Source organism: Phormidium sp. FACHB-592 (assembly GCF_014695795.1).
In the GTDB taxonomy this organism is placed as follows: domain Bacteria; phylum Cyanobacteriota; class Cyanobacteriia; order Leptolyngbyales; family Leptolyngbyaceae; genus Stenomitos.
In genome coordinates this window covers 232,505-258,573 of sequence record NZ_JACJOZ010000075.1, presented here as the reverse complement: position 1 = coordinate 258,573, position 26,069 = coordinate 232,505, and the positions used below count along the sequence as shown (strand labels likewise).

General features: G+C 49.6%; 24 protein-coding genes. 12 read left to right on the top strand and 12 right to left on the bottom strand.

Annotated elements, in window-relative coordinates:
- Positions 1–41 precede the first annotated feature (41 nt).
- Positions 42–1,058 (top strand): LysR family transcriptional regulator, encoded by a 1,017-nt coding sequence (locus tag H6F86_RS22640; protein WP_190451480.1) that lies wholly within the window; start codon positions 42–44, stop codon positions 1,056–1,058.
- Positions 1,059–1,093: 35 nt separating this feature from the next.
- Positions 1,094–2,596: a serine/threonine-protein kinase gene (locus H6F86_RS22635; protein WP_190451478.1), complete on the top strand. Its 1,503-nt coding sequence runs from the start codon at positions 1,094–1,096 to the stop codon at positions 2,594–2,596.
- Positions 2,597–2,799: 203 nt separating this feature from the next.
- On the opposite strand, the gene H6F86_RS31685 is transcribed toward H6F86_RS22635, so the two are convergent.
- Together H6F86_RS31685 and H6F86_RS31680 are read right to left on the bottom strand one after the other, a co-directional pair.
- Positions 2,800–3,366: an IS630 family transposase gene (locus H6F86_RS31685; protein WP_199305424.1), complete on the bottom strand. Its 567-nt coding sequence runs from the start codon at positions 3,364–3,366 to the stop codon at positions 2,800–2,802.
- Positions 3,367–3,376: 10 nt separating this feature from the next.
- Complete coding sequence (locus H6F86_RS31680) at positions 3,377–3,868, bottom strand: helix-turn-helix domain-containing protein (protein WP_199305423.1); 492 nt, start codon at positions 3,866–3,868, stop codon at positions 3,377–3,379.
- 317 nt (positions 3,869–4,185) lie between these two features.
- On the opposite strand from H6F86_RS31680, the gene H6F86_RS22625 reads away from it, so the two are divergent.
- Complete coding sequence (locus tag H6F86_RS22625) at positions 4,186–6,906, top strand: PAS domain S-box protein (RefSeq protein WP_190451476.1); 2,721 nt, start codon at positions 4,186–4,188, stop codon at positions 6,904–6,906.
- 129 nt (positions 6,907–7,035) lie between these two features.
- On the opposite strand, the gene H6F86_RS22620 is transcribed toward H6F86_RS22625, so the two are convergent.
- Positions 7,036–7,230, bottom strand: a complete 195-nt coding sequence (locus H6F86_RS22620) for a hypothetical protein (RefSeq protein WP_190451474.1) — start codon at positions 7,228–7,230, stop codon at positions 7,036–7,038.
- A gap of 113 nt (positions 7,231–7,343) precedes the next feature.
- Complete coding sequence (locus H6F86_RS22615; protein WP_347240924.1) at positions 7,344–8,777, bottom strand: ATP-binding protein; 1,434 nt, start codon at positions 8,775–8,777, stop codon at positions 7,344–7,346.
- Positions 8,778–9,084: 307 nt separating this feature from the next.
- On the opposite strand from H6F86_RS22615, the gene H6F86_RS22610 reads away from it, so the two are divergent.
- The 4 genes from H6F86_RS22610 to H6F86_RS22595 all read left to right on the top strand — a co-directional run bounded on the left by H6F86_RS22610 (position 9,085) and on the right by H6F86_RS22595 (position 12,562).
- Positions 9,085–9,378 carry a hypothetical protein gene (locus tag H6F86_RS22610; RefSeq protein WP_190451473.1) on the top strand — a complete coding sequence of 98 codons (294 nt, stop codon included), beginning with the start codon at positions 9,085–9,087 and terminating at the stop codon, positions 9,376–9,378.
- Positions 9,379–9,639: 261 nt separating this feature from the next.
- Positions 9,640–9,951, top strand: coding sequence for a co-chaperone GroES (gene groES, locus H6F86_RS22605; protein ID WP_190451471.1), 312 nt, complete (start codon positions 9,640–9,642; stop codon positions 9,949–9,951).
- Positions 9,952–10,085: 134 nt separating this feature from the next.
- Entirely contained in the window at positions 10,086–11,726 is a 1,641-nt protein-coding gene (groL, locus tag H6F86_RS22600; RefSeq protein ID WP_190451470.1) for a chaperonin GroEL, read from the top strand.
- A 269-nt stretch (positions 11,727–11,995) separates the two neighbouring features.
- Positions 11,996–12,562: a pyridoxamine 5'-phosphate oxidase family protein gene (locus H6F86_RS22595; RefSeq protein WP_190451468.1), complete on the top strand. Its 567-nt coding sequence runs from the start codon at positions 11,996–11,998 to the stop codon at positions 12,560–12,562.
- A gap of 171 nt (positions 12,563–12,733) precedes the next feature.
- On the opposite strand, the gene ftsH3 is transcribed toward H6F86_RS22595, so the two are convergent.
- Positions 12,734–14,569 carry an ATP-dependent zinc metalloprotease FtsH3 gene (gene ftsH3 / locus H6F86_RS22590; RefSeq protein WP_190451466.1) on the bottom strand — a complete coding sequence of 612 codons (1,836 nt, stop codon included), beginning with the start codon at positions 14,567–14,569 and terminating at the stop codon, positions 12,734–12,736.
- 190 nt (positions 14,570–14,759) lie between these two features.
- Here ftsH3 and H6F86_RS22585 point away from each other — a divergent pair, with 190 nt between their 5' ends.
- Positions 14,760–15,188, top strand: coding sequence for a hypothetical protein (locus H6F86_RS22585; RefSeq protein ID WP_190451462.1), 429 nt, complete (start codon positions 14,760–14,762; stop codon positions 15,186–15,188).
- A gap of 93 nt (positions 15,189–15,281) precedes the next feature.
- Here H6F86_RS22585 and petA read toward each other — a convergent pair whose 3' ends face one another.
- Both petA and petC read right to left on the bottom strand, forming a co-directional pair.
- Positions 15,282–16,280: a cytochrome f gene (gene petA, locus H6F86_RS22580; protein ID WP_242033633.1), complete on the bottom strand. Its 999-nt coding sequence runs from the start codon at positions 16,278–16,280 to the stop codon at positions 15,282–15,284.
- 31 nt (positions 16,281–16,311) lie between these two features.
- Positions 16,312–16,851: a cytochrome b6-f complex iron-sulfur subunit gene (gene petC / locus H6F86_RS22575; RefSeq protein WP_190451460.1), complete on the bottom strand. Its 540-nt coding sequence runs from the start codon at positions 16,849–16,851 to the stop codon at positions 16,312–16,314.
- A 458-nt stretch (positions 16,852–17,309) separates the two neighbouring features.
- Between petC and H6F86_RS22570 the strand changes: the two genes are divergently transcribed.
- Positions 17,310–17,627, top strand: a complete 318-nt coding sequence (locus H6F86_RS22570) for a DUF3067 family protein (protein ID WP_190451459.1) — start codon at positions 17,310–17,312, stop codon at positions 17,625–17,627.
- 111 nt (positions 17,628–17,738) lie between these two features.
- Here H6F86_RS22570 and H6F86_RS22565 read toward each other — a convergent pair whose 3' ends face one another.
- Positions 17,739–18,470, bottom strand: coding sequence for a class I SAM-dependent methyltransferase (locus tag H6F86_RS22565; protein ID WP_190451457.1), 732 nt, complete (start codon positions 18,468–18,470; stop codon positions 17,739–17,741).
- Positions 18,471–19,142: 672 nt separating this feature from the next.
- Between H6F86_RS22565 and H6F86_RS22560 the strand changes: the two genes are divergently transcribed.
- The 3 genes from H6F86_RS22560 to H6F86_RS22550 all read left to right on the top strand — a co-directional run bounded on the left by H6F86_RS22560 (position 19,143) and on the right by H6F86_RS22550 (position 21,515).
- Positions 19,143–19,322 carry a replication restart DNA helicase PriA gene (locus H6F86_RS22560; protein ID WP_190451455.1) on the top strand — a complete coding sequence of 60 codons (180 nt, stop codon included), beginning with the start codon at positions 19,143–19,145 and terminating at the stop codon, positions 19,320–19,322.
- Between the two features lie 550 nt (positions 19,323–19,872).
- The gene (locus H6F86_RS22555; protein WP_190451453.1) at positions 19,873–20,067 is read left to right on the top strand and encodes a DUF2949 domain-containing protein; all 195 of its coding nucleotides are present in this window, start codon (positions 19,873–19,875) and stop codon (positions 20,065–20,067) included.
- A gap of 299 nt (positions 20,068–20,366) precedes the next feature.
- Entirely contained in the window at positions 20,367–21,515 is a 1,149-nt protein-coding gene (locus H6F86_RS22550) for a hypothetical protein (RefSeq protein WP_190451451.1), read from the top strand.
- A gap of 147 nt (positions 21,516–21,662) precedes the next feature.
- Here the strand turns inward: H6F86_RS22550 and H6F86_RS22545 are convergent, their stop codons facing one another.
- The 4 genes from H6F86_RS22545 to trpC all read right to left on the bottom strand — a co-directional run bounded on the left by H6F86_RS22545 (position 21,663) and on the right by trpC (position 25,971).
- Positions 21,663–22,817 carry an alanine--glyoxylate aminotransferase family protein gene (locus tag H6F86_RS22545; RefSeq protein WP_190451449.1) on the bottom strand — a complete coding sequence of 385 codons (1,155 nt, stop codon included), beginning with the start codon at positions 22,815–22,817 and terminating at the stop codon, positions 21,663–21,665.
- A gap of 115 nt (positions 22,818–22,932) precedes the next feature.
- Entirely contained in the window at positions 22,933–24,477 is a 1,545-nt protein-coding gene (locus H6F86_RS22540; RefSeq protein WP_190451447.1) for a hypothetical protein, read from the bottom strand.
- 149 nt (positions 24,478–24,626) lie between these two features.
- Complete coding sequence (locus H6F86_RS22535; protein ID WP_190451445.1) at positions 24,627–24,899, bottom strand: DUF5340 domain-containing protein; 273 nt, start codon at positions 24,897–24,899, stop codon at positions 24,627–24,629.
- Positions 24,900–25,074: 175 nt separating this feature from the next.
- Positions 25,075–25,971 carry an indole-3-glycerol phosphate synthase TrpC gene (gene trpC, locus H6F86_RS22530; protein WP_190451443.1) on the bottom strand — a complete coding sequence of 299 codons (897 nt, stop codon included), beginning with the start codon at positions 25,969–25,971 and terminating at the stop codon, positions 25,075–25,077.
- Positions 25,972–26,069: the final 98 nt, after the last annotated feature.

The following is a 26,069-nucleotide window of genomic DNA, read 5'->3' as shown; positions in this document are numbered from 1 at the left end:
GATGAACACTCCGGCTCCTCCCATCTCTCAGGTTTAGCAGTATGTCTGACCTTCCATTTACTCTGGATCAACTACGCATTCTCAAAGCGATCGCCGCTGAGGGAAGTTTTAAGCGCGCTGCCGATAGTTTATACGTCTCTCAGCCTGCCGTTAGTTTACAAGTCCAAAACCTAGAGCGCCAGTTGGATGTGCCCTTATTTGACCGTGGTGGTAGGCGAGCACAGCTTACAGAAGCGGGGCATCTCCTTTTGAGCTACGGCGAAAAGATTCTCACGCTCTGTCAAGAAACCTGTCGCGCGATCGAAGATTTGCAAAACCTTCAGGGCGGCACGTTGATTATTGGAGCGAGTCAAACAACTGGTACGTATCTATTACCTCGTATGATTGGCGTTTTTCGGCAGCAGTACCCTGATGTTGCTGTGCAGTTACACGTGCATTCAACCCGTCGCACCTCCTGGAGTGTGGCGAATGGACAAATCGATCTTGCGATCATTGGTGGCGAAATTTCGCCTGAATTGCAAGACTCTCTAGAAATTATTCCCTATGCTGAGGACGAACTAGCACTGATTTTGCCCGTCTTGCATCCGCTAGCAAAAGCGGGAACGATCCAAAAAGACGATTTATACAAGCTCCAGTTCATTGCGTTAGATTCACAGTCAACGATTCGCAAAGTTATTGATCAGGTACTGGCTCGCTGTGGTATTGAAACGCGTCGCCTCAAAATTGAGATGGAGTTAAATTCGATCGAGGCAATCAAAAATGCCGTGCAGTCGGGTCTAGGTGCAGCGTTTGTGTCGATTTCGGCGATCGAAAAAGAGCTGCAAATGGGTGTGTTGCACCGTGCCAGAATCGATGATGTGGTCGTGAAACGGATGTTGTCGGTCATTATTAATCCCAACCGCTATCGATCAAAGGCAGCCGAAGCTTTCTGCCGGGAAATTTTGCCAAAGTTTGCTGGCTATGCCAATTTGCAGCCCTACCAACCGGAACACACCGAACTGTTAAAGCCTGCCATTTCTAGTTCAAGCAGCCGTTTAGTCGTGCCAGAAATTGATTAAGCTAGCCTTAGCGATCGCCTCACAGCCCATTTTTTATGGATCTTTACTGCACTCGTCCAGGCTGTCCACGTCCCGTCAATGCTTTCGCTGACTTAGATCATCAAGTCACACTCAAAGCAGTGCCGCAAAAATATTGCACTACGTGCGGCATGGAGTTGATTCTGATTGGGCGGTATCTGCCGCTGAGACTACTGGGACAGGGTGGCTTTGGGGCAGCTTTTTTAGCGCGCGATCGCTACACGCCTGCTATGCGCCAGTGCGTTGTCAAACAGTTTTTGCCCTCTGGTCAACTTAGCCCTGCTCAACTGGTCGTCGCGCAACAGTTGTTTGAGCGCGAGGCAGAGGTGCTGGAGCAACTAGGCAACACGCATCCACTGATTCCTGACCTGTTTGCCTTTTTTGAGCTAACAGCTTCCAGTCCTCAAGCCGGTAAGCAAGACAAGTTTTTCTACCTCGTACAGGAATACATTGACGGGGAGACGATGGAAGAGGAACTTGTACAGAAAGGCACGCTCTCCACAGACGATGTGGTAGCCATGCTGAAGGAAATGCTTAATGTTTTAACCTTTGTCCACGAAAACGGCTCCATCCATCGTGATATCAAGCCGTCCAACATCATGCGTCATCGCAATGGACGCTTTTACCTGTTAGATTTTGGTGCAGTGAAGCAGGCAGCCAAAGGCACGGCAACGGCTAAGTCAACTGGTATTTATTCGTTGGGTTTTGCGCCGCCAGAACAGATGTCGGGTGGTGAAGTGTATCCCTCTAGTGACCTTTATGCCCTCGCTATCACTTGCCTGATGCTGTTGACGGGCAAGCAGCCCAATGATCTGTTTGATTCCTATAGCAATACCTGGAAGTGGCGTAATGATGCGCCCAGTGTGCCTGATTCTTTGGCTGATGTGTTCGATCGGATGCTGCTGCAAACTCCCAGTCAGCGGTTTCAGTCGGCAGCAGACGTATTGGTGGCGTTGAAAGCAGCGTCGGGTACTGTACGATCGCAGCCCTCAAAGCGAACGCCTTTACCGACACCCCAACCGACACCGACACCTCCTACCACGCTACCGCAGCCCGTCTCCCCCCCGCAGGCACTTCAGCCCACCCACAAGAAAGCTACACCCCAGGTCGCTGTTCAGGCTGCAAAACCTGTGCGCCAACGTGCCGCGATCGCGCCGTTCTCAACAGTGGAATTGTTGGGTGCCGCTGCTTTTACTGGCTTTGAAGGGGGGCTGCTGGCGATCGCCCTGTTGAGTCTTTCTGGCACTGTGCTGATTGGTGCTGGTTTTTGGGTAGTGTTGCTAGCCGGACTAGTCTTTTTGCAAAGTCGTCGCATTATTGAGAGGCTAGATTTGCTGATTGTGGTGGGTCTCACGCTGCCGATCATACTGTTTTTGCCGCCACTGCATCGTGCGGTTGCCTTGCTAGGCGGCAGCGTATTGACGACCGTTATAGCCATAGCTGTGGTGACTGGATTAAGTGCGATCGCGGTGACAGCTTTTTTTCGGATCATTTTCAATCTGCTGTCAAACTGGCTTTAAAGAACACAGATTAAACAAGGCCAGATTTTTCACTCAGGGGTTCGGTATTGCCTTCGCATCGCCATACTAAAAGCTCTTACCCTGATGGCTTGAGAGATTTATGAGTGCTTTTACTTGGCTCCTGAGAATGCTTTGGGAACGCTCGTTCAAGAGCCGACGTACAAGATGAAAGCTCGATCTCTGCCTAGTGTTATACCAACTCTTTAAATACCGGCTACAGATAGTGCATTCTGAATGGAGTCCCAGCCTACCAGCGAAGCAATGACTGCTGGAGTCATCGCTTCCAGTCTTGAGCGCATCAACAACCCCAACTCATCCAAACTCTTGGGCAACTGCCAGCGCAACCCCAACTTAAAATGCTGCCATACTCGCTCAATCGGATTAGTTTCTAGCGCATGTGATGGCTGAAACATCAGGATGATGTTGCTTGGAATCTGCAATCGCTTGGCTCTATGTGCCCCGGCTTGGTCCAGTTGGATGATGAGAATACTGTCGTTGTATTGTTGACTGACCAAGTTCAGAAACACCTGGAAACAATCGCTGTTAAGGTGGGTGAACTCGTAGAAGAAATGTGCTCCCGTGGCAGGTTCCACCACGCCGTACAGGTAAGTGGCCTGAAACTGCCATTGCACTTTGCCTTGGGGTTTGATGCCTTTGGCCGTGATTTTGCGTCCACTGATGGTTTTGAGTCCAAGGCGCGTCTCGTCCTGGCAGAAGAAGCGGATTTGTCCGCTCAGTCTCAGCACAGCGATGGCATACCAAGCCAGCATCGCGAGGTTCTCAGCGAGTTTTTTTATATGCCTCCACCCGCTCCTCGGACTTCGCCACACTCACCGGACGCGCCACTTTCGGTGCAGCTTTCAGCCTGTAATGCACCAGTTGATGCACGGTTTTGTAGGGAGCACTGATGCCAAGTTGCGTCTTTAACCACTGGCAAATCTCACCGTAGCTGTTGAAGCCCTCACTTTGGTGCAAGCGTTGGTTGAGTGCCTCTTGTGCCCAGAGGGGAATGCTTTGCCGTCGCCCCGTCCGGGGCGTATGGGTGAGCAGAGCGGTGAGACCGCCACGGCGATAGAGGCGGAGCCACTCCTGCACCGTGACGCGATGACGACCGAGCAGGGTCGCGGCCGACTGAACCGTGGTTGCTTGTCCAGTTTTGAGCAGATAAAGCAGTTGGATCCGTTCTTTATCAGAAGCGGTCTTCTGGCTGCCGAGTCGTTGTTTGAGGTCTGCTTCCGTTTCCGTGATCTCGAGTTTGTAAACGCCTGCCATGGCTGCTGCTTGAACCCAATAGCTACTTTATACCATCTGTAGCTTAAACTTCAGGAATTGGTATTAGCTGGAATGCTAGCTCTGGCTGCGGTTGACGTTAAGCGTTTACCCTTAAACACTTGATCGATCGCTAGCTTTTGAAATAGCACAACAAATCTTTATCTGAAGCCCCCTCTACTCAAGCGCTCTTAGGGGAACAATAACAAGAGTGACACCGGAGCCTAAGAGTATTCTGATTGCAATCTCAATGCGGATCACAACGTTACAGGCTTTGCTACACGTATCGTCGGCTCAACTCTCCTCAATACAATTAGTCTGTGTTACATGAGACCATCTCCTCTGAAGCTCTATGGCACCAAGCGCCGATCGGCATACTTCAGCTTGGTTTAGATGGGGGCATTACCCATGCCAATCCAGCTTTTTGTAAGCTAGTTGGCTATACAGAAGCACAACTGCGCCGCCTCGATCATCGTGCCATTTCTCACCCTGACGATTTTGTGGCTGAAGTACAGTTACTTCAGCAAATGATTGATCACGGTCAACGCCAACAAGTTTTTCGAAAACGCTATCAGCAGTGTGATGGCAGCATAGTTTGGACTGAAGTTAACCTCTCCTTGACACCCAATGATGAAACAAGCGAGGGAGTAATTCTTTGCTTTATTACCAACGTCACCGATCGTCGCCTGAGAGAGCAAGAGGTGTGGCGCTATCGTGAGCGAGAGGCGCTGCTGGCAGATATCTCGTTGCAGTTGCGGGCAACAACTAGCTTACAAGACGTGATGCAAGACGCTGTAGAACGGCTACGGCAAACCCTTTTGGTCGATCGCGTTCTGGCGTATCAATTTTTTCCTGACCAGAGCGGCGTTTGTTTGGTAGAAGCGGTTGCCCCCCACTACCCTTCGATGCAAGGACAAACGTTTGCGGCTGACTGTGTGCCCTCGACTTATCTAGATGCGTACCGTGATGGCCGGTTGTGGGCAGCCACCGATATCCTCGACGAAGATCTGTCCGACTGCCACAAGGAAGTGCTAGAAAATGCTTACGTTCGGGGCATGATGGTTGCTGCGATCGTCAGCATGGATGCAGCACTAGAGCCTCAAAAGCGTACCCTCTGGGGTCTGCTAGCGGTACATTGTCGCGTGCCTCGCCTCTGGACGATTGAGGAACAACGATTGCTGCAAGTGGTAGCGACTCAGATGGCGATTGCGGCTGAACAAAACCAGCTACTGCAATCGCTTCAGCAGCGTGCCCATGACCTTGAAGACCGAGTGAGCGAACGGACGCGATCGCTAGCACAGGCGCTTAAGTTTGAGCAACTGGTGCATCATTTGACCGAGACACTACGCCAGCATCTAGACGCTGACCAGGTACTACAAGCAGCGGTGGAAGGACTCACGCAGATACTCGATCTTGATCGCTGTGCGGCTGGTTTAATCAGTACCGACCAGGCTTGCTTGACTATTTGCTATGAGAGTATTGGCGATGGTGCATTCTTACCAGCCCTGTTAGGGGAGTCGTTCTCATGGCAATATCTGCCAACGATGTGGTCTCAGACGCTTAAGCCGCCCAGCGATCGCAGCACGACGATCGCTAGAGACACCGAAACTGCGTCTTCAACGGCAGGATCTAAGCAAGCGGCTGCAACACCATTCTGCGTGACTCCACCATCCTCAACGGCATCATCCTTAACGGCACGATCCTTGGCGGAATACACTAGCCCTATTCGAGATGACCAGGGGCTACTCGGCATTCTCACAGTTTGTCGTCATCCCGATCGCTCGTTTGCACCAGACGAAATCACGTTGATCGAACAAGTTGCCAGCCAGTGTGCGATCGCGCTTCGTCAAGCTGACCTCCACCACCAAAAGCACGACTTGCGCGTTAGTGCAGACTACTTTCGCTCGTTTTTAGCAACATCAACCGATGTCTTTATAGAGTACGACGCTAGTTTCCGCTGCCTGTCGATCAATCCTGCGGGTAGCACGATGCTAGCGCTGGCGACCGAAGCGATCGTGGGCAAAACAAATCAGGAACTTTTTGGTGACACAGCCGCATTCATTGACTCCACACTTCAGCGCACTTTTGAGACAGGCGAAAAAGCCTTTGTTGACTACGAACTGCTCTTGCCACAAGGTCGCCGCATCTTTGAAACCGTTTACACCCCCATCACAGCGCCATCAGGAGCAGTCCAGCGCGTAGTGGGGGTTAGTCGTGACGTAACGGAACTGAAGCAGCAGTGGCAACTTTTGGAACAACAAAACCAACAGTTAACCGAAACCACGCGCGTCAAACAAGAATTTATTGCCACCACCAGCCATGAGCTTCGCACTCCACTAACGGCGGTTTTAGGCTTCTCAAACGTCCTACTGCAAGGCTTTTTTGGGACGCTCAACGCAAAACAACAGGATTATGTGGAGCGCATTCACGAGAGTGGGCAGCACTTACTAGATTTGATCAACGACATTTTAGATTTATCACGCCTTGAAGCCGATCGCCTGGAGCTAGACGTGCAAGCCATCCTAGTTGCAGACGTCTGTGAAGGTGTGATGGGCTTGATCCGTGAACGTGCGCTGAATCAAGGACTCAAGCTAGACATTGATCTTGATCCAAGTATCGACTGGATTGTTGTTGATCCTAGACGGCTCAAGCAAATGTTGCTGAACCTCTTAGTTAATGCCATCAAGTTTACACAAGAGGGCACTGTCGGCTTGAAAGTCTATCGGCAATCGCTACCAAACTGCGCCCATACTTTGACAGCAACTGAGCCAGCCGAGTCGAACGATGATACAACCATCGATATGATTCACTTTTTGGTCTGGGACACTGGCATTGGTATTGATGCTGTTAATCAGCAGAAACTCTTTTTGCCCTTTTCCCAAATTGATAGTTCCCTGGCTCGACAACACCAGGGAAGTGGTTTAGGACTCGTCATTACACGCAAGCTGGCAGAATTACACGGCGGCACGGTCATGCTAGAATCTAGCCCCAATGAAGGTGCTCGTTTCACCATTTCGTTGCCGTTCCGCGGAGCGGTCTAACGCTTAGGAACACAGTTTAGTAAAGTCAGTTTTGTCGTGTCATCGGCATGGCGTTGCGTTAGCGTAGCCATGCCGCAGGTCTATTGTCCTTACAGAGAGTTGAATTTACAGGTTGTTCACGGCTCGTTTCTAGTAGCTTGCGTCACCTGGAACACGATCGCCTGCCAGTTCAGCACCCTCTTGCTCTAACGAGGCATTGCGAATTGCCAGCCACTGACGAAACAACTCAACACCGTGCAAATCGCTTGCTTGATAGTGGCGCACCGCCCGATCGATCTCCTGAGATGTTTTGAAAACCGGAACCGTGCCTTGAAGTTCTTGCATTGTCAGCCTCCGCTTTAAGTGCGTTTGGATCTATCTGTATTATTCCCTAGAAATCTGAAGCAGATATGAAGATAATAAAAAGTATCTTAAGCTACAGTTTTTGTTTTCGTGAATTAAACCAGGGGCAGTAATAGCTCAAACTCCGTTCCGGTGGCTAAAGGCTGCTCTGTTAAGGTTGCTGAAGCATGAGCGTCAGTTCTGTCAGCTGCTGGGCATGATCGCAGGTTAAATTTGCCGCCATGCTTGGCTGTAATAATTTGGTAGCTTACAGCTAGACTCGTTTCCTTCTCTGCCCGCTTCTTCACCGAAAACGACTCCAAAATACGTGCTTGATCCGCAGCCGCGATGCCAGGACCGTTGTCCGCAATGCAGATTGCAACCCAGCGCAATGTGGGAGCACCAGCGATCGCCTGCGATCGAATTTCGGTCGTGATTGTGATCGTCGGCTTCACGGCAGTGGGCGGAAGTATGAGGCTCTGATGACTTGCTCTTAAGTCTTGCTCTAGCTGCTGGCTCACTGCTTGATCAATCAGTGCATCCACCGCATTACTAAGGATATTCATGAAAACCTGGTGAAGCTGTCCGGCAAAGCAGACGACGGGTGGCAAATGTCCATAGTGCTTGACGACTTGAATATCGCTAGTGAGGCGGCTTTTGAGCAGCAGCAAAATGCTATCAAGCAGTTCATGCAGGTTGGCAGGCTTAGGGTAAACCTCATCAATGTGGCAAAAGTTTTGCAAGCTGCTTGCCAACTTTGATAAGCGCTCTGCGCCTGTACGAATGCTAGCGATCGTCTGTGGCAAATCCTGTCGAAGGTAGTCAAGCTCTAAGTCGTCTCGCAACTGCGCCAGCGCGGTAGGCAACTGCCCCAGATTTGTTTCGTAAGCAGTCAGCAGTTGTAAAAGGCTGTCACTATAGGTAGAAACGTGGCTGAGATTGCCCCAAATAAAGCTTACTGGGTCAAGAATCTCATGAGCAATGCCATCTACCAGTCTCCCCAGGCTTGCCATCTTGTCGCTTTGAATCATTTGCGCTTGTGTCCGCTCGTACCGCACCTGCGTCTCAATGCCACGGATCTGCCAGTAGGCAATATTGAGCGTGTGAATATCCAGCAAGTAATATGTTTGGGGATCTGCCTGGACGACGATCGGTTCACCTTGTAGCTCTGGCGATCGCCGCAATGCCTGCTGTGCTGCCACCACGATCGGTGTTGTCCCTGACAGCAGTAATAAATCGCTACGAGCGTAGCTGTACAAGACCCGAAGCGGTTTCTTGAGAAAGAGTTCAATGCCGCTAGGACGAATCAAATACTCTAGCAGGCGATGGCGGGAAATCATGCCCCTAAACTGCCCCTGCTCCACCAGTACCGCTCCTGGTAACAATGGATGTTGCTCAAACGTCTGAGCAAGTTCAATGCCTAAGCAGCCCAACTCCATGTAAAAACTGTAGCGCTGCAATTCCTGAAGCGTTGCCTCCAGGTGTAGTGTTTGTAGACATCCCTCTACAAGCGTTGGTGGTGAGAGATGATGGTAGAACTCGTTTGGCACCGTGTGACAAAACAATTTAGGAACCCCAATCTATTTATTTAAGAAATAACCGATGGAGCTAGCCATACTGGCAGGCAGGTTCCGCTCAGTTTGCCCAGAAGTCGGCAAGTAGTAACTTCCTGCATTTTTCAGACAAGACAAGGGCTTTCTCAGCACAAGACGGTTTAGCTATACCTGTCATCGGTAGCCAATTTTCTGGTTATTGCCTTTTAGTATCTTTAAGTATTGATAAAAAAAGTAGCGTTACGGTTGCCGTAGGGATGCATTTTCACTTAGATGGAAACGTTTAAAGCGACGCTAGTTACTTATGACCAATTCTGGATCGTCCCCTGAGCCACCAAAGACTGGATTTAAAGTCACACTCCTTCAAGGTGTGATCGGTGCCGTGTCCCTAGCTGGCACTACAGCCATTCCGCTAGTGGTACAGCGCCTTGTTGCACCTGCTCCACCTGCCAGTAGTCCAACGCCAGTACCAGCTCAAGTGACACCATCTCCTCAGGTACAGCCCACTCTGAATGAGCTGGGTGTAACCCAGTTGTCTAACGATGGTGACGCTCACGATAAAGGCAAAGGTAAAAAGAAGGGTAAGAAGGACGATTAAAATTTTGTGCGGCAGATCGATTTGCCCTGAGAGAGGTTGTCCTTGAGGATAGCCTCTCTCAGCTGTTTTAATGCGTTCTCCGGTAGAAGCAGAAGCGAGCAACTTTACTCAGTTCGGATACCCGTACAGACAAAAAAGTTGCAATTGTATCTAACCTTCGGTAGATTAGCACTCAGGGGGTGAGAGTGCTAACTCCTCCCTAAGTGCTAACGCAACTGAATTTTGTTGTTCAGCTTAACCTGCTAGTTTGGAGAATTTTGTATGGCAGCCGTAACTCTGAGCGTCTCTACTGTAAAGCCGCTGGGTGATCGTGTTTTTGTGAAAGTAAGCGCCTCTGAGGAGAAAACCGCTGGTGGAATTCTTCTACCTGATGCTGCGAAAGAAAAGCCTCAGATTGGCGAAATCGTTGCCGTTGGTCCTGGCAAGCGCAGTGACGATGGTGCCCGCCAAGAACCAGAAGTGAAAATCGGCGACAAGGTGCTTTATTCCAAGTATGCAGGCACCGATATCAAGCTTGGCGCTGAGGAATATGTTCTGTTGTCTGAAAAAGACATTCTGGCGATCGTCTCTTAGGAGTTAAGAGTTCTCAGTTTTGAGTTTTGAGTTATTCCATGACCGTGATAACCAAAACTTGAAGCTTGAGATTCAAAGCTGGTAAGCGATTCAACTCAAAACTCATCACTCAACACTTATAACTACTGGAAACTATGGCTAAGCGCATCATTTACAACGAAAATGCCCGTCGTGCTCTTGAAAAAGGCATGGACATTTTGGCTGAAGCAGTGGCTGTCACCCTCGGTCCTAAGGGTCGGAACGTCGTACTAGAGAAGAAGTTTGGCGCTCCCCAAATTGTGAACGACGGTGTCACGATCGCCAAAGAAATCGAACTCGAAGACCATGTGGAAAACACAGGTGTTGCGTTGATTCGTCAGGCAGCTTCCAAGACCAATGATGCAGCGGGTGATGGTACAACCACTGCAACCGTATTGGCTCATGCCATTGTGAAAGAAGGTCTGCGGAACGTGGCAGCGGGTGCAAACGCGATTTCACTTAAGCGCGGCATCGATAAGGCAACTAACTTCCTGGTAGATCGTATTGCTGAGCACGCTCGTCCTGTGGAAGATTCCAAGGCGATCGCTCAAGTCGGTGCAATTTCTGCTGGTAACGATGATGAAGTGGGTCGGATGATTGCCGATGCCATGGATAAGGTCGGCAAAGAGGGTGTGATCTCCCTTGAAGAAGGCAAGTCCATGACAACCGAACTGGAAGTCACTGAAGGGATGCGCTTTGACAAAGGCTATATCTCGCCTTACTTTGCAACCGACACCGAGCGCATGGAAGCCGTTCTTGATGAGCCTTTCATCCTGATCACCGATAAGAAAATTACGCTGGTACAAGATCTGGTGCCCGTTCTGGAGCAAGTTGCTCGCTCTGGTCGTCCTCTGGTCATCATCGCTGAAGACATTGAGAAAGAAGCGCTGGCAACCCTGGTGGTCAACCGTTTACGTGGCGTACTGAATGTTGCTGCTGTCAAGGCTCCTGGCTTTGGCGATCGCCGTAAGGCAATGCTAGAAGACATTGCTGTGCTCACTGGTGGTCAGATGATCACTGAAGATGCAGGTCTGAAGCTAGACACCACTAAGCTTGAATCGTTGGGTAAGGCTCGTCGCATCACCCTCACCAAAGACACCACCACGATCGTCGCTGAAGGCAACGAGAAAGCTGTCAAGACTCGTGTTGAGCAAATCCGTCGTCAAATTGAGGAAACCGAGTCCTCCTACGACAAAGAGAAGCTACAAGAGCGCTTGGCAAAACTGGCTGGTGGCGTTGCCGTCATTAAGGTCGGTGCAGCAACTGAAACTGAAATGAAGGACCGTAAATTGCGGTTGGAAGATGCGATTAATGCAACTAAAGCTGCTGTTGAAGAAGGCATCGTTCCTGGTGGTGGTACTACGTTGGCGCACCTGTCTCCTGAACTGGAAACTTGGGCAAACAGCAACCTCAAGGGCGAAGAGCTGATTGGTGCATCGATCGTTGCTCGTGCTTTGGCGGCTCCCCTGAAGCGGATTGCTGAAAACGCAGGTCAGAATGGTGCTGTCATTGCTGAGCGCGTCAAAGAGAAGGATTTCAACGTGGGCTACAACGCCGCGACAAATGAATTCGTTGACCTCTTTGAAGCCGGTATCGTTGACCCTGCTAAAGTGACTCGTTCAGCGCTGCAAAACGCTGCTTCGATCGCGGGCATGGTGTTGACTACCGAATGTATTGTCGTTGACAAGCCTGAACCCAAAGATGGCGCTCCTGCTGGTGGCGCTGGTGGTATGGGCGGCGGCGACTTCGACTACTAGATTTAAGTATCGGGTTTGAGGCGTTAGCATTCCGAACTCGAAAACTTACAGAAAGGGGCGATCGCTTTTATGGGCGATCGCCCCTTTCTTATAGATTTCATACGAGGGCTGATGGCGTTACAGTAAGCGATCACGTTATTGCATAATGACAGTGCGAGCAAAAGATCAACGCCCTTTACCTTGAGTGCTTGCTACACCGCTCTTGATGTGGAAGGGGTACATTGGCTCGTCAAGCTTAGGCTTGCTGTACTCATGGTTAACACGTACTTATGGCTAAAGTCTTTGCTTCAATCACTGAAGATCTTCAGCGCCTTATTGCAGCACAGCAGATGTTTTTTGTTGCGACTGCGCCCCTTGCGGCGGATGGGCACATCAATGTTTCTCCTAAAGGTTTAGACAGCTTTCGGATTCTTTCCCCTAATCAGGTTGTTTATCTTGATTTAACTGGAAGTGGCAACGAAACATCAGCACATTTACAAGAGAATGAGCGTATTACGCTAATGTTTTGTGCGTTCCAGGAACCGCCAGTCATTCTGCGGCTCTATGGTAAGGGCCGTACTGTTTTGCCAAATTCTCCTGACTGGGAGCCCCTTTATGCTAAGTTTTCGCCTATTCCGGGTACTCGTCAACTGATCGTTGCAGACATCGATCGCGTTCAAACGTCTTGCGGTATGGGTGTACCGTTATATGAACCGATCGCACAGCGGCAATCGTTACTGAAATGGGCAGAGAAGAAAGGCAGAGACGGTTTGAAAGACTATCAGCAGCAGAAAAACAGCAGCAGCATTGATGGGTTGCCAGCACCACTGGCACAAACACCAAAGAGCAGAGTGTAAAAGGTCTTGCCGCAATCTAAAGAGCTGAGACTTTTTTAGAAAGCGTTGGTTGCTTGTCCTAATATCTGACCCGCTCTCTTAGAGGCAAAGACATAAAATTAAGGTGGCTCTAGCGAACTAGAACCACCTTAAACCCGTTGATTAAGCGTGTAGAGACCTAGTAACAGTTAGTTACGCGATCGAAGCCATTTTTACATCGCTGTTAGCAAGTAGTTCCTGAAGTTCATCAGAATCCACTGTTTCCTTCTCAATCAGCATGGCTGCTAACTGATCCAGCACATGGCGATTAGCAACTAAAACCGCTTTACAGCGACGGTATGCCTGCTCGACCAAGTTCCGTACTTCATCGTCGATCGCTGCTGCTGTCTCTTCTGAGAAGTCCCGTTCAGCAGCAATGTCGCGTCCTAGGAACATATTGCCCTGTTGACGACCCAGCGCTACAGGACCGAGGCGATCGCTCATCCCAAATCGTGTAACCATTTGACGAGCCACCCGAGCCACCTGTTGAAGGTCATTCGATGCGCCTGTGGTTACTTCTTCTTCGCCATAGATAAGTTCTTCTGCCAAGCGACCACCAAGGGCAACTGCCATCTGGTTTTGCAGGTAAGAACGCGAATACAACCCTGAATCCATCCGGTCTTCGCTAGGCGTGAACCAGGTAAGACCGCCAGCACGACCGCGTGGGATGATGCTAATTTTTTGCACCGGGTCGTAGTCAGGCATCAATGCGCCAACCAACGCATGACCTGCTTCATGGTATGCCACTAACTCTTTACGCTTTTCGCTCATGACCCGATCCTTCTTCTCTGGGCCAGCAAGGACGCGATCGATCGCATCGTTCACTTCATCCATCGAAATTTCGGTCAAGTTGCGACGAGCTGCCAGAATTGCCGCTTCGTTCAGCAAGTTCGACAAATCAGCCCCAGTAAAACCAGGAGTCCGACGGGCAATTTTCTCCAGATCCACATCTTTGGACAAGGTTTTGCCGCGTGCATGGACGTTAAGAATTTCGAGGCGACCTGCATAATCGGGGCGATCGACCACAACTTGACGGTCAAAGCGACCCGGACGCAGCAAGGCTGCATCCAGCACATCAGGACGGTTTGTTGCCGCAATGATGATGATGCCGGTATTGCCCTCAAAGCCATCCATCTCAGTCAGCAACTGGTTAAGGGTTTGCTCCCGCTCATCATTACCACCACCTAGTCCAGCGCCCCGTTGACGACCCACTGCGTCAATTTCATCAATAAAGACGATACAGGGTGCGTTAGTCTTCGCTTGTTCAAACAGGTCACGGACGCGAGAAGCACCCACACCCACAAACATTTCGACAAACTCAGAACCAGAGATGGAGAAGAACGGTACGCCTGCTTCACCTGCGACAGCACGCGCTAGAAGGGTTTTGCCTGTTCCTGGAGGACCCACTAGCAGCACGCCTTTAGGAATCTTGGCACCCACTGCCGTAAAGCGATCAGCGTTCTTCAAAAAGTCCACCACTTCGCTGAGTTCCAGCTTCGCCTGGTCAATACCCGCAACGTCACCAAAGGTCACCTGTGTTTGTGGCTCCATTTGCACTCTGGCTTTTGACTTGCCAAAGTTCATTGCTTGATTACCAGGACCACTCTGGGCGCGGCGTAGCAAGAAAAATAGACCCACTAGCAACAAGACTGGGAAGAACAGGCTACTTAGAGCTTTGAGCCAAAACCCATCATCGTTCTGCGGCAAGACAGAAATATCGACCTTGTTTGAAGTCAGAATGTTGATCAACTCAGGATCATTGGGCAAATTAACTACGACACGATTGTTGCCATCCTGAACTACCGCAATACTGCGATCGGCGCTAATCCGAACTTTTTCGATCTTGCCCGTTTGCACCTTTTCAATAAACTGGCTGTAGCGCCAGGTTTCCCTGCTAGGGGGCTGCTTGTCAAAGAACGCAGTCGCCAAAGAGACAACTACGATCGCGAGCAGCGTATACAGTCCAACATTTCTCCACCGCTTATTCACCGGGATTTGTCCTCCTTTTATAGGGGTGCGGAGTTTTGCACTATTCGTTTGATGTTAATTAATATTAACGTACTCTCAGGAATAGCGGATCAAGGTCTGGTAGCAAGGTTTAGAACTTGCCTGCCTTCATCATGCCAAAATTGGGCTGACCAAATTCTGTTAACGTCCTTGTATCTCCTCATCCTAACGAATGGCTCGTCGTGGTGAAGTGCTAATTGCAGTGCTAAATAATCAGGTGGATTTGGCGATCGCCCGTGAACAGTATTGGTATCGCATTCCGATGGCACAGTCGGAAAAGCTGAAGCAGCAAGGCCATTGGTCGCCCAAGTGGCTAGCGTTTTACCAAACTAAAGTGTTTGGCACTGAGGCATATTGTGTGAATTACTATGCCTCAGTACGCCGCATTTGCGAAGTTTATCGCTGGGAACTGTTTCCTGATCAGCCTAAAGATGACAGGAGTGAGCAGCGCTACCAGAAACTAGAACTATCGCCGTTAGAAAAGCTAGCCCAGCCGCTCGTCAGTCAGCGCCTTCGTCCCATCACCTTTATTCCCACGACCTGGGATCAATTTCAAGCAGCAAGTGCGATCGAGGAGCTATTAACGCACTCGAACACATGATGCTTGGACGTTGCGATTGTAGAGGCATACTATCCATAAAAAAGGGACAGGCGATCGCCTGTCCCTTTCAGGTATGAAATTGCAGTGCCAACGTTAGAAGTTCATCTCGGCTTCCTGCACGCGCTCAACTTGCTTCTTCTTCAGCACAAGCATGATTTGAGATAGGACCACAATACCGAAGAATGCGAGCAGACCCTTAACGCGATCGGGGTTTTGCAGCACGATTTCTGTATCTGCTTGACCAAAGCCGCCTACATTGGGGTTAATAGTCAGGGCATCACCCGCTTTCACCTCTTGCCCTTCTGAAACAACCAGATCTGGTCCAGCAGGAATCGTATCAACGACTGTCTTGCCATCCGCCATTTGAATCGTGACCTCATAGCCGCCATCTTCTGGCTTAGTCACCTGGGTGATCGTGCCCGCTTCAGACGCATTGTAAACAGCGTTGTTGCTCTTTTCGCCATTGGGGTAAATTTGTCCACGACCACGATTGCCGCCTACGTGAACCGCATACTTACCGAAGCGGAGCGATTTATCCGTCTTAGGATCAGGAGACAAGATTGGGAACACAATCTCCTGGTACTGCTCACCGGGCAGCGGACCAATCACAACAATATTCTCTTTCCCTTCGCTGTAAGGCTGGAAGTAGAGGTCTTGCACCTTCTCCTTCATCTCTTCGGGAATCCGATCTTCCGGTGCAATCTTGAAGCCTTCGGGCAGCATCAGCACTGCGCCCACGTTTAGAGGACCCTTGTCGCCACCGCCAACAACCTGCTGCTTCGTAACGTCATAAGGAATTTTGACAACGGCTTCAAACACAGAGTTGGGCAGTACAGACTGGGGTACTTCCACTTCGGTTGGCTTTGCTGCTAAATGGCAGTTAGCACAGACAATGCGCCCAGTTGCCTCACGGGGGTTTTCATACGCCTGTTGAGCAAAAATCGGATAGGCTGACGCAGTTTGGGGCAGCATCAAACTGCCTGTCAAAAACACTGCGATCGCCAGCACTGTCAGCGCAGCAGACTGACAAAGCTCAGCAGTAGGTATCAATCTCTCTAATGGATTTTTTTTCATTGGTAACGAACGTGTCATGAGCAAGGGACAGTCAGCAAACGATTGAGATTTAAGCCCACCAAGGGTCTTCACCAGTACGAAAATCAGTCTCAGTCCAGGGAGTAAAACTTACTTTGTTGTCAACAACAGTTGCATGTGCCAACGGTAGCGACAAGGGCGCTGGACCGCGAACAACCTTGCCATTGCTGTCGTACTGAGAGCCGTGGCAAGGGCACTTAAACTTGTTCTCAGCGGCGTTCCAAGGCACTACACAGCCTAGATGCGTACACACCGCATTGATGCCAAAGTCAGCCAGCGCTTTATCTTCTTTGATCACAATGTAGGTTGGATCGCCCTTCAACCCCTGAGAAAGGACGTGATCTCCAGCCGCATGACTAGCAACAAAATCGCTCACTAAAATATCGTTACCGAGTGCATCTTTAGCAGTAGCACCACCACCAGCAGCACCACTGGATGGAGGGATAAAGTATTTTACTACTGGATAAAGGGCACCCAACGCAGTGCCTGTCACCGCACCAAATGTCAAAAGGTTCATGAACTGACGACGCCCAAGATCGGGCACATCCGAAGATCCAGAAATTTGTGTCATGACTACGTATAGTTCTGTTAAGGGAGGGCTGTGACAATTGCTGGCGAGCGTTTAGTAGAGTTGCCATCCGCTTCACTCCACGCTGCGATGGATTCAGATGTCTGCCCCTTTTGCAGTCATTCGCTCGCCAAACACTGCAATAATCCTCTCACAGAGAGGCTTGTCGCTTTTCTGAGGAAGTTACTAAGATTATTACATTTCTTGACGCTAGCATCATAGCTAAGTAGGGGGCTGTCAGTTTTATACAAAATGTTAACAATGCGCTGAAGACTCCTTTGCATCGTTAGCTATGTGTAAGCTTGCCAGCAAACTTAAGAAAAATAAGACAAGCAATGAGCCTGTGTGATCGGTAGACGGACGCAATCAAAGACTTCTCCTTAGCTTCCCTTAGAAGGGGACAGCAACTGCTGGGGTGGCACACGGTAGTTTCTCATGTCCAAGTACTTAGTAATAGCACCATGACCGGAAATGACTTACGTCAGATCTTGCTCGATAAGTGGGGACGCTCGTATGACGTTCAATTGCGGCGTACTCAAGGCAAGATCTTTTTTTTGGTCATGTGGAAGTATCTGGAGCAGGTCTCTTTTCCCTTGACCGAAACTGAATACGTAGAACATTTAGATGAAGTCGCAAGCCATCTGCAAGCGTGGGGTAGCGCGGAGCAAGTGCATACCTTGATTCAGCAGACGCGCGATCGTCCCCGGCTTGGCAAGGCAGTCAGCATTCCTCTCGAACTGGGCGAACGAGCCTCTGAATGGTTGCTCGAAGAGTTTTAGTCACACAAAGACTTTCAGTGGCACGAAAGACTTTCAGGACACACAAATGTATACCTTTCTGTCCATGCATAACTCAGTTTGGTTATGAGGGTTCAGTTTGTCAAAGCGTTCCTAGCGTTGAAACAAAATGACTTCGTGTGTCGGCAAGATGGTTCGCTTAAGACGATTTAGCACAGAAAGGCGATACTCCTGCTTAATAACTCCCTTCTGCCGTGCCTCTATAAAATCCCGCCCTTTAAACCCGAAGGGCACAAATTGATAGCTTCTGACTGGGCTAGACCAAAGTTTTTTGAAGTTAGAAAAGACTTCAAATGGACGAATACGTTCGCCTCCTACCAGATTCAAGCTTTGATAGAGGTCAAAGTAGAACAAAAAACCCCCTGGTGGAAGCGTCTGATAAATCTGTTGTGCTAACTGTTTACGCCTTTCCATACTCTCAATTGTTGACAGAACGGCGGCTATTGAAAGCCAATTAAAGCCCTGATTGGCAAAGGTCGTTGGATCGCCTTCATAAGTCTCAAAGCGAATTGCAGGATTGAGCTTTCTAGCAAGATCGATCGCGCCAGGCCTAACGTCTACGCCCATCAATTGCTCTGGTCGCAGCCCTAAGTCAACATACATTCGAGTACTGCGCCCATTGCCACAGCCTAAATCCAGCACATTGAGTGACTCTAAGGGAAGCGGGTTTAACAGTAAGGCTTGTGTTAGCCAGTAGAAAAGACTTAAGCGATAGGCGATTTCAAACTCAGAAAAAAGCGGGTTCCAAGTATCAGTTTCACCTGGTTCGAGTCGATCATAAGTATCTCGAACTAGGTTAGCCAGTGAATCTTTTTTGATATTCATAATCGCTATTAGGTGAAGAAGCTAGACTTCTCTGAATCATATTTGCTGGACAAGCTGTTTCAAACTGGCAAACGTGTTATGTAGCGATATTGCCTACTAAAGCGGTATTAATTTTTAAAGCTCTGTTTGACGCATGGTTAGAAACATCTTAATAATCCAATCCTTGTAAAATCAGAATGCTTTTCGGCTAGAGAGGATAAAACTCTATAGCTTTAGAAGAAGTCCTTCAAAAAACCTTTGCCAGTAACTTTTACGCCAATCTAGAAGTAAGTACTTCCTGTCGTGTTGTTTACTTCTAACGCCGCATACTAAAAACAGGATGAAAATGTGAAATTTAGAGGAAAGAAAAATAGTGTGAATTTTTATATCGTTTCTACCATCAGAGAAAATCCTTGCAGCTTCAGCAGCTCTGGTGTGTAATCAACCTTAAAACTCTGATCCCCATCCAGTAATTGTGCAAAGCATCAAACTCTCTAACCAGAGTCTGATTGTCAGCCAGTATGAATACCGACATAATAGAACTATTAGCTCAACAGCATTCATTCTTCGTTTTTGCTCGCTTTAGTTGTTTTCGCTACGTTCGCTGTTAACAATTCAAAATATAAGGGTGGCGATCGCCCTATCAAGCCAATGATTCAAACTTCGCTTAACCTAAAACCATTTCATATGAACATGAACACTATTTTGGATATTCACTGCCCAAACTGTGGTAGCCGTGCCGAACGGCATTACCTTGGGGCAGAACACTTAACCCGGACCCAATGCTCGACTTGTGACTATCTGATGGTGATGTGTTCCCAAACAGGACGGGTGATTGAAGCCTATGCCCCTGGGCTTTATGCCCATCGCTAAGTGCTGGCTCTGAACTCTAAATGTGCTAGCCACTAGAATGTATGGTTTTGGTTGAATGTGATTGACTCAATGAAGTTTTATATCCCTGGACTCCTCAAAAAGCTGGGGATTCTGTTTCTTTAAATTCGATCACGCCTTGGCGTAGAGCCGTCATAAGCGTGATACTTGCCCCTAAAACTTAATAGCTTCTCAACGCTACTCCTTCAAGGTTATTTCTAAAAGTTTCGTGCTGGCGTTCTCACACGCTCTTTAAGCAGCCTGCTAATGCCCTTCAGGTTAGTCCCAAAGTCTTAGTTAAGTTTTTGGTAAAAAAGTTGAAGTGGTGCATAGCGCTGTGCCTAGTTTCTGTAGCTTTGCAGATGCTTGTAGTGGTTGCGCTTACTTATTAGGCATTAGCGAACTCTCAATAGCAGGCTGGTTTTCTTGCTATGCAGCTAACGGAAACCACATAGTCCAGCACAATTTATATAGCCAGATTAAAGACTGTCCATTAGCTGTATTCGTCAACCGATCCTTCATTCACAATGGTGTCCTTATCAGGAGACGAGCCATGGCGGCACCAACAACCTATTCTCGCTTTATTCGCTTCCTGCAAGAAGACTTGGCAATTTCGGCTGCCTCGATCGCCATTGCCCTTCGCCACAGGGAACTCGATCCAGGACCGTTATCAATGATTCTTTGGCAATATGGTTTAGTCACGCTTGAGCAGCTCGATCAAATCTATGATTGGCTTGAGCAAGCATAGGTGCCTGTGAGCTTAGATGGATTGGTAAGACGCGAGATCGCCTGTTGTTTCTGGCTTGATCACTGGATGCTTTGAGAAAAATTTGTCTCTAGCTGCTATAAAAAAAGGCTTTACTGGTAGAGCGGGCTAAACGTAGTCTGCTCTTTTGTTTTTTGATCAGGTACTCTCTTCTTCGCCGTGGTATAGGCATACCAAGTTGCTTTTGTATCGTTTTTGCCTCTATCATTCGGTCTATCTGACTCTTGTGCAACGATTGAAAGCAAATGATACGAGCTAAGCCTGATTGATCATGTGAAGTAATGATTCTCCAGACGATGAAGAAAGGACTGTACGTGCGTATGGTTACGCTGGGACTGCTGCTATTGGCTCTACCGCTTGGAGTCGGTTGGTGGGCAGTGAATATGCTGCGCTTTCAACACCTTTCTGGGTGTCAGTCACTAGCAGAAGCAGAAAACCAGACGGATGACGCAGCGGCAGTAAGTTTCTATTGTGCGCAGGAAAGTGTAGGTCAGCAAACGGTTGATGGACTGTCAGAAGCAATTAGAATGGCGCGTTTAGTGCCGTCAGAGCATCCCTTAGCAGCACAGAGCGATCGCCTGGTAGAGCAAGCCTCTCAGTCACTTTTGGCTTTAGCTGAAGACTCGTTTCAGGGAGGAAACCTGGAGGAGGCGATCAATGCAGCACGGCGTATTCCTGTTCTAACCGCAGCATACAAAACGGCGGATGAGCGAATTGAGTCATGGCAAACTGCTTGGGATACGGCACAGTCTGTTGATAGTGATGCCCAAGCCTTTGCTGAACGCGGTCAATGGGACCAAGCCTTTGCTAAAGCAAGGGAGTTGCGGCAGTTAGGTAATCGCTATTGGGATGGCGATCGTTACCAGGCATTGGTGCAGAAGATTCAGGAAGCAAAGGAAAATAAGGCAGCACAGGCAAAAGCAGAGCGCGAGCAGCAAAAAGTAGTTCAGGCAAACGTTGCTCCTCGCTTTGATCCGTTGCCAGACTGGCAAAAAGAGCAGGAAAAAGAAGCGGCGGCTAACCTCGATCGCGCTCGTAAACTGGCAAGTGCTGGCAGTGCCGACGGGCTGCGCGCTGCAAGTGATGCTGCTGGGCTGGTATTATACGGTACGCCTCAGTACGAACAGGCGCAGCAATTGGTTGGACAGTGGAGCCGTCAGCTTCAGGAATTACAAGACCGCCCCTATCTCACTCGCGCTATACAGCTAGCAGGTAAAGGTGATATGCCCTCGCTACAGGCAGCGATCGCCGAAGCCAGCAATGTTAGCTTTGGTAGCGCACTCTATCAGGAAGCACAGGCGAAAATTGGTCAGTGGACAGATGCAATTCAAAAGCTTCACCTCCAGGCATACCCTGTTCGTCCAGCCAATAGTAGTTTAGTCAGCCCTGCTAACTACGCTATTCCGCCTGCAGCAGCGCCTACACCATAAAGAGAGGGCGCTGGAGATTTAATGCTCAAAAAACGCTACTTTTTGATTGTCCATGCAACTTTAGTAGAGCAAACAACCGCTTACTCTATGGCATATGCCATCGCCTCAAGAAGGCTCTGTATCAGTTGCGAAGCGGTGGCGAACGCTTTAGGCTGTAGCAAAAACCTTGGCTGCTGCTGCTACACCTGCGCCAGGTGTAAAGCCTTCATAACCTAGCTCTTGTAACGTTGCTTCTAACGCACCGATCGCGGTCAAAATATCACGATCGCTGACAAAGCCTAGGTGCCCAATACGAAAGATTTTGCCCTTGAGGTGATCCTGCCCGCCTGCAAGGATGATGTCAAACCGCTTTTTCATTACAGCGCGGATTTGTTCAGCATCAACGCGATCGGGGGCAACCGCAGTAATGGCGGGGCTAGCGGCACCATCGGGTGCAAGCAATGGCATCCCTAAGGCTTTGACAGCCGCACGCGTAGCACTAGTCAATCGCTGATGACGTGCAAAGATCTGCTCCAAACCCTCTGCCTGCATCATCCGTAGTGCCACTTGCAGGGCAAAGAACATATTAACGGGCGGTGTAAACGGTGTGGTGTTCTTTGCTGCATCTTTGCGGTACTTGCCCAAGTCAAGGTAGAAACGGGGCAGTTTAGCCGTTTTGTATGCTTCCCACGCTCTGGCATTAACGGTCACGAAGCCTAATCCTGGCGGCACCATATAGCCCTTTTGAGAACCGGAAGCAACTACATCCAGACCCCAGGCATCAACTGGTACATTGTAGGAACCCAGACTGGTCACAGTATCAACGATGATGAGCGCTTCGCCATGGGTTTTAACGTGACGGTTAATCGTTTCTAGATCGTTCAACACCCCAGTGGACGTTTCGCTATGGGTGACGATGACCGCCTTGATTGCCTTTGCAGTATCTGCCTCTAACATCTCCCGAAATTTCTCTGGGTCAAGCGCTTGTCCCCATTCAGCAGTAATAGGCTTAACGTTCAAACCATAGGCTTGGGCAACCTCTACCCAACGCTCACCAAATTTACCGTTGCTGCCGACCAGGACATGCTCGCCCGGACTCAAAAAGTTAATGATGGCTGCTTCCACTGCACCTGTACCGCTGACGGTTAGACTCAGCACATCATTTTGCGTTTGATGCAGCCATTTCAACCCATCTGTTACTTCCGCCATGATTTTGGAAAAGTCGCCACTGCGATGCCCGATCGGGTGCTTCGCCATTGCGAGTAGAACCTGTTCTGGTACCGGCGTTGGACCCGGAATCATCAGCATGAGCTTGTCGTCCATAAATCTGCCCTGAGCATCAATAACATCGCGCCTGATGGCGGCATACTCCAGAATGACACAATTTCTTACCTTTCAACCAAGGTGACGATCGCCACCTGGCTGCAATTGCCATCTTTTACGATCGCTGCGGTTTGTAATTGCGCCGACGAAGCAGGAAGTCAGGCAAATCAACTTTTGTTTCCTGAGGAAAGGGAGACACTGGGATGAGGGTAGGGCTGCCGGGTTCGGGTTCATCGGCAGCGGCTAACAGTGTCGTTAGCAACTCTGATAGTGCTGGTGGAGCATCCGGTAACGCCTGATCCAGTAATTCTTTGAGCTTAAGGATGCCGCTTTGACTGCTCAAACAGCGGTCTTTCCAATGTTGGATGGCGGTTTCATATTCACTCGCCTGCTGTGCCTGCCGCAAGATCTGCTCTTGCATATCAGCAGTCTGATTTTCCAGCTCTGTCAGGCGAACATACTGGCGATCGCGCTCTTCTTCCAGTTCTTGGCAGGCGTGCCGAAGCATTGCCTGAGTCGTTGTTTGCTTGGCTGCCTGAGTTTCTAGTGCCGCAATTCTGGCATGGGCTGTGACTAAATCAGGCGCGATCGCTACGGCTGATACGTCTGGTGTCGCCTGAACTGGGGGGACGCGAGACGTAACTGAAACATGAGATAAGTGAGCCTGTTGCAAACTGTCGAGCCATGTCTGCTGCTCTTGCAGCGTGGTATGAGCCTGCTGTAGCTCTGTTTCAAGCTGTTCTAAGGCAATTTGGCGATTGCTCAGAATTTGTGAGAGTTCGCAAACTTGATCACGAGCGCTCTCTAACCGCTCTGTCAATTGAGTGGCTAAAGTCTGGGCATCCAGTGATTGGGACTCCAACGCGATCGTCCGTGCTTGTTGGGTATGCAGATCGGTTTGCAGTTGTTCTAGCTGCTCCTCTAGCTGCTGGCGGTATGCTTGCACGTCGGCACGATCATGGGCAACCTGAGTTTGTAGTTGCTCTAGCTCTTGCTGCTGCGCCTGAGTCAGCCCTTCCATCGTGTTTAGCAGCGTTTGCAATGAGCGATCGCGTGCTTGCGTTTCGGTTAGTTGTGCGGTTAAGGCTTGCTGTTGATGTGCCAGTTGCAGCTTTAAACGGGCGATCGCCCGCTGTTGAATGTTAGAAATATCTTCAGTCGCCGCTAGCTGTGCTTCCAAACGCTGCTGGTCAACCATCTGTAGCCGCATCTCGCTTAACGATGCCAGCGACTGATCAAGGGCTTGCTCTAAGTGGCGAATGCGCTCAATCTGCTCATGGGACAGCAATCGAGCTTGCCTTAGCTCGGCTTGCAGGGTTGCTTGCTCATGTTCCCAACAGTGCCATTGCGATGCTAAAGCAACGGTTGCCTGCTGGCATACCATTTCAATGAAATCTGGATCAATCGCATTGAGTTCATGATGTGTTGCTGCCCAGGCAGTCAAAAAGCCTTGCAGAGGCTCTAAAAATTGTGTTTCATCACGTTGTGTGTTGTCTCGCTTTTGGTTGTCGTCCCCGGTGATTGTCCCTCCAGCAGCCAGCGCTGTCGTCTCCTGCAACTGACTGTCGCCAAGCTGTTCTTGTAGGGCAGGCTGTTGTTGCGGAGCAGCGTAGCTGTCCGCTGCTGCTAAAGCGCTAGAAGCTAGATTCGGTTCAGACACACAGAACCTCCCGGAAACGTGAACCAGCTATATTGATCGCTCGTTAGGCTAGTGATCTGACTCTAGAATGTTCAACTTTAAGCAAGGCATCCAGCTACTTCAGAAGCTTTAAAGTTTAGCGTTTCAACGTTAGCCGTCCTAAGCCAAGACTATTCTTTTTGTAGACTCAGCACTGTATCAGGGATTTCTTGATCAGGTGTCAGACTGTTTAGCGACCAGCGATACTCGATCGGCTGGTTGCGGCGCTCACAGTTTTCTTCTAGCTGCTTCTGTAGTGCAAGTGCTTTACGAAGCGTGATGATTAACTGCTGTACTTGAGCCTGAGCTGGAGACTGCCGACCCACAGCAACTATTGTTTGACGTTCGAGCAGTTGGAGGAGGAGTTCGTAATGAATGTGTGATGGAAGGGGAATGGGTTCCATTAAAACTGACTACCTTATAGCATGAATCAACTGGGACAACAGTCTGGGGCTACACCGTTTAGCGATCGAACTAAGCTGTCAAGCCGTTGGACGATGAAGCTGTGGAACCATCCAGCAAAGGTGCTGCGCGTTGCGCTTAGAGCGCCTTTTGACAACAGCCTATGGCTTTGGAGTTCTACGGGGTTAGCGTTCTGCCAACGAGTTCTGCTAGTGCCACTGCTGGATCGGGTTGTCGCATGAGTGACTCGCCAACCAGAACGGCACTAGCACCGGCTGCCTCAACTAAGGACAGATCAGCAGGTGTATGAAGCCCTGATTCACTCACCACGAGGATGTCCCGCGATCGCAGTTGGTCTTGACGATCGTTTAGCAAGCGGCATGTCGTTTGTAAATCAACCGAAAAGTCCTCCAGATTGCGATTGTTGATGCCAATCAAGTTAATGCCTTCAAGCGCCAACACGCGATCAAGCTCTGCCAGGGTATGGACCTCAACTAGGGCAGCCATGCCTAACGCTGCCGCAATTTTCAGAAAGTACTGGAGGTCTTTATCAGACAGAATGGCAGCAATTAGCAGTATGGCATCGGCTCCACTGATCCGTGCCAGATACATCTGATACGGATAAATAATGAACTCCTTACATAGCAAAGGGAGGTCAGTAACAGCGCGGATACGGGCAAGGTTGTCGAAGCTGCCCTGGAAAAATGTTTGGTCAGTCAAAACTGAGAGACAAGTAGCACCGCCTTGTTCATAAGAGCGGGCGATCGCAACAGGATCAAAGTCTTCCCGAATGATTCCCTTGCTAGGCGATGCTTTTTTAACTTCGGCGATAACTGCTGGATGAGTCTTACCATGCTGGAGCGCCTGCAAAAACGATCGCGGCGATGGTAGATCTTTGACTTGCTTTTGCAGCTCTAGTAGAGGGACGCGATCGCGCAGTTGAGCGACTTCAGTCTCTTTCTGCCAGACGATTTCCTCCAAAATATGACGAGGAGCTGCATCAGGCATCTTTGCCTGATAGCGCAATGACTGTACAGAAACCGCAGGATTAGGTGGACGACGACGGATCTGCATTGGTAGCCTGGGCGTAAGTTAAAACAAAGTAAGCGATCGGAGCCGTGTTCTACCACTGCTCAAAGCGATGCTAATGAATGCTTTTGATAGCGTAACCT

Excerpts from the sequence above, each read along its gene's own strand:
- H6F86_RS31685 (WP_199305424.1), bottom strand. The coding sequence starts at position 3,366 with ATGCTGGCTTGGTATGCCATCGCTGTGCTGAGACTGAGCGGACAAATC.
- H6F86_RS22550 (WP_190451451.1), top strand. The coding sequence starts at position 20,367 with ATGATTCTCCAGACGATGAAGAAAGGACTGTACGTGCGTATGGTTACG.
- H6F86_RS22595 (WP_190451468.1), top strand. The coding sequence starts at position 11,996 with ATGGCTAAAGTCTTTGCTTCAATCACTGAAGATCTTCAGCGCCTTATT.
- H6F86_RS22640 (WP_190451480.1), top strand. The coding sequence starts at position 42 with ATGTCTGACCTTCCATTTACTCTGGATCAACTACGCATTCTCAAAGCG.
- H6F86_RS22585 (WP_190451462.1), top strand. The coding sequence starts at position 14,760 with ATGGCTCGTCGTGGTGAAGTGCTAATTGCAGTGCTAAATAATCAGGTG.
- H6F86_RS22535 (WP_190451445.1), bottom strand. The coding sequence starts at position 24,899 with ATGGAACCCATTCCCCTTCCATCACACATTCATTACGAACTCCTCCTC.
- groL (WP_190451470.1), top strand. The coding sequence starts at position 10,086 with ATGGCTAAGCGCATCATTTACAACGAAAATGCCCGTCGTGCTCTTGAA.
- trpC (WP_190451443.1), bottom strand. The coding sequence starts at position 25,971 with ATGCAGATCCGTCGTCGTCCACCTAATCCTGCGGTTTCTGTACAGTCA.
- H6F86_RS22620 (WP_190451474.1), bottom strand. The coding sequence starts at position 7,230 with ATGCAAGAACTTCAAGGCACGGTTCCGGTTTTCAAAACATCTCAGGAG.
- H6F86_RS22555 (WP_190451453.1), top strand. The coding sequence starts at position 19,873 with ATGGCGGCACCAACAACCTATTCTCGCTTTATTCGCTTCCTGCAAGAA.
- H6F86_RS22560 (WP_190451455.1), top strand. The coding sequence starts at position 19,143 with ATGAACACTATTTTGGATATTCACTGCCCAAACTGTGGTAGCCGTGCC.
- petA (WP_242033633.1), bottom strand. The coding sequence starts at position 16,280 with ATGACACGTTCGTTACCAATGAAAAAAAATCCATTAGAGAGATTGATA.
- groES (WP_190451471.1), top strand. The coding sequence starts at position 9,640 with ATGGCAGCCGTAACTCTGAGCGTCTCTACTGTAAAGCCGCTGGGTGAT.
- H6F86_RS31680 (WP_199305423.1), bottom strand. The coding sequence starts at position 3,868 with ATGGCAGGCGTTTACAAACTCGAGATCACGGAAACGGAAGCAGACCTC.
- H6F86_RS22635 (WP_190451478.1), top strand. The coding sequence starts at position 1,094 with ATGGATCTTTACTGCACTCGTCCAGGCTGTCCACGTCCCGTCAATGCT.
- H6F86_RS22570 (WP_190451459.1), top strand. The coding sequence starts at position 17,310 with ATGACCGGAAATGACTTACGTCAGATCTTGCTCGATAAGTGGGGACGC.
- H6F86_RS22565 (WP_190451457.1), bottom strand. The coding sequence starts at position 18,470 with ATGAATATCAAAAAAGATTCACTGGCTAACCTAGTTCGAGATACTTAT.
- H6F86_RS22610 (WP_190451473.1), top strand. The coding sequence starts at position 9,085 with ATGACCAATTCTGGATCGTCCCCTGAGCCACCAAAGACTGGATTTAAA.
- H6F86_RS22545 (WP_190451449.1), bottom strand. The coding sequence starts at position 22,817 with ATGGACGACAAGCTCATGCTGATGATTCCGGGTCCAACGCCGGTACCA.
- petC (WP_190451460.1), bottom strand. The coding sequence starts at position 16,851 with ATGACACAAATTTCTGGATCTTCGGATGTGCCCGATCTTGGGCGTCGT.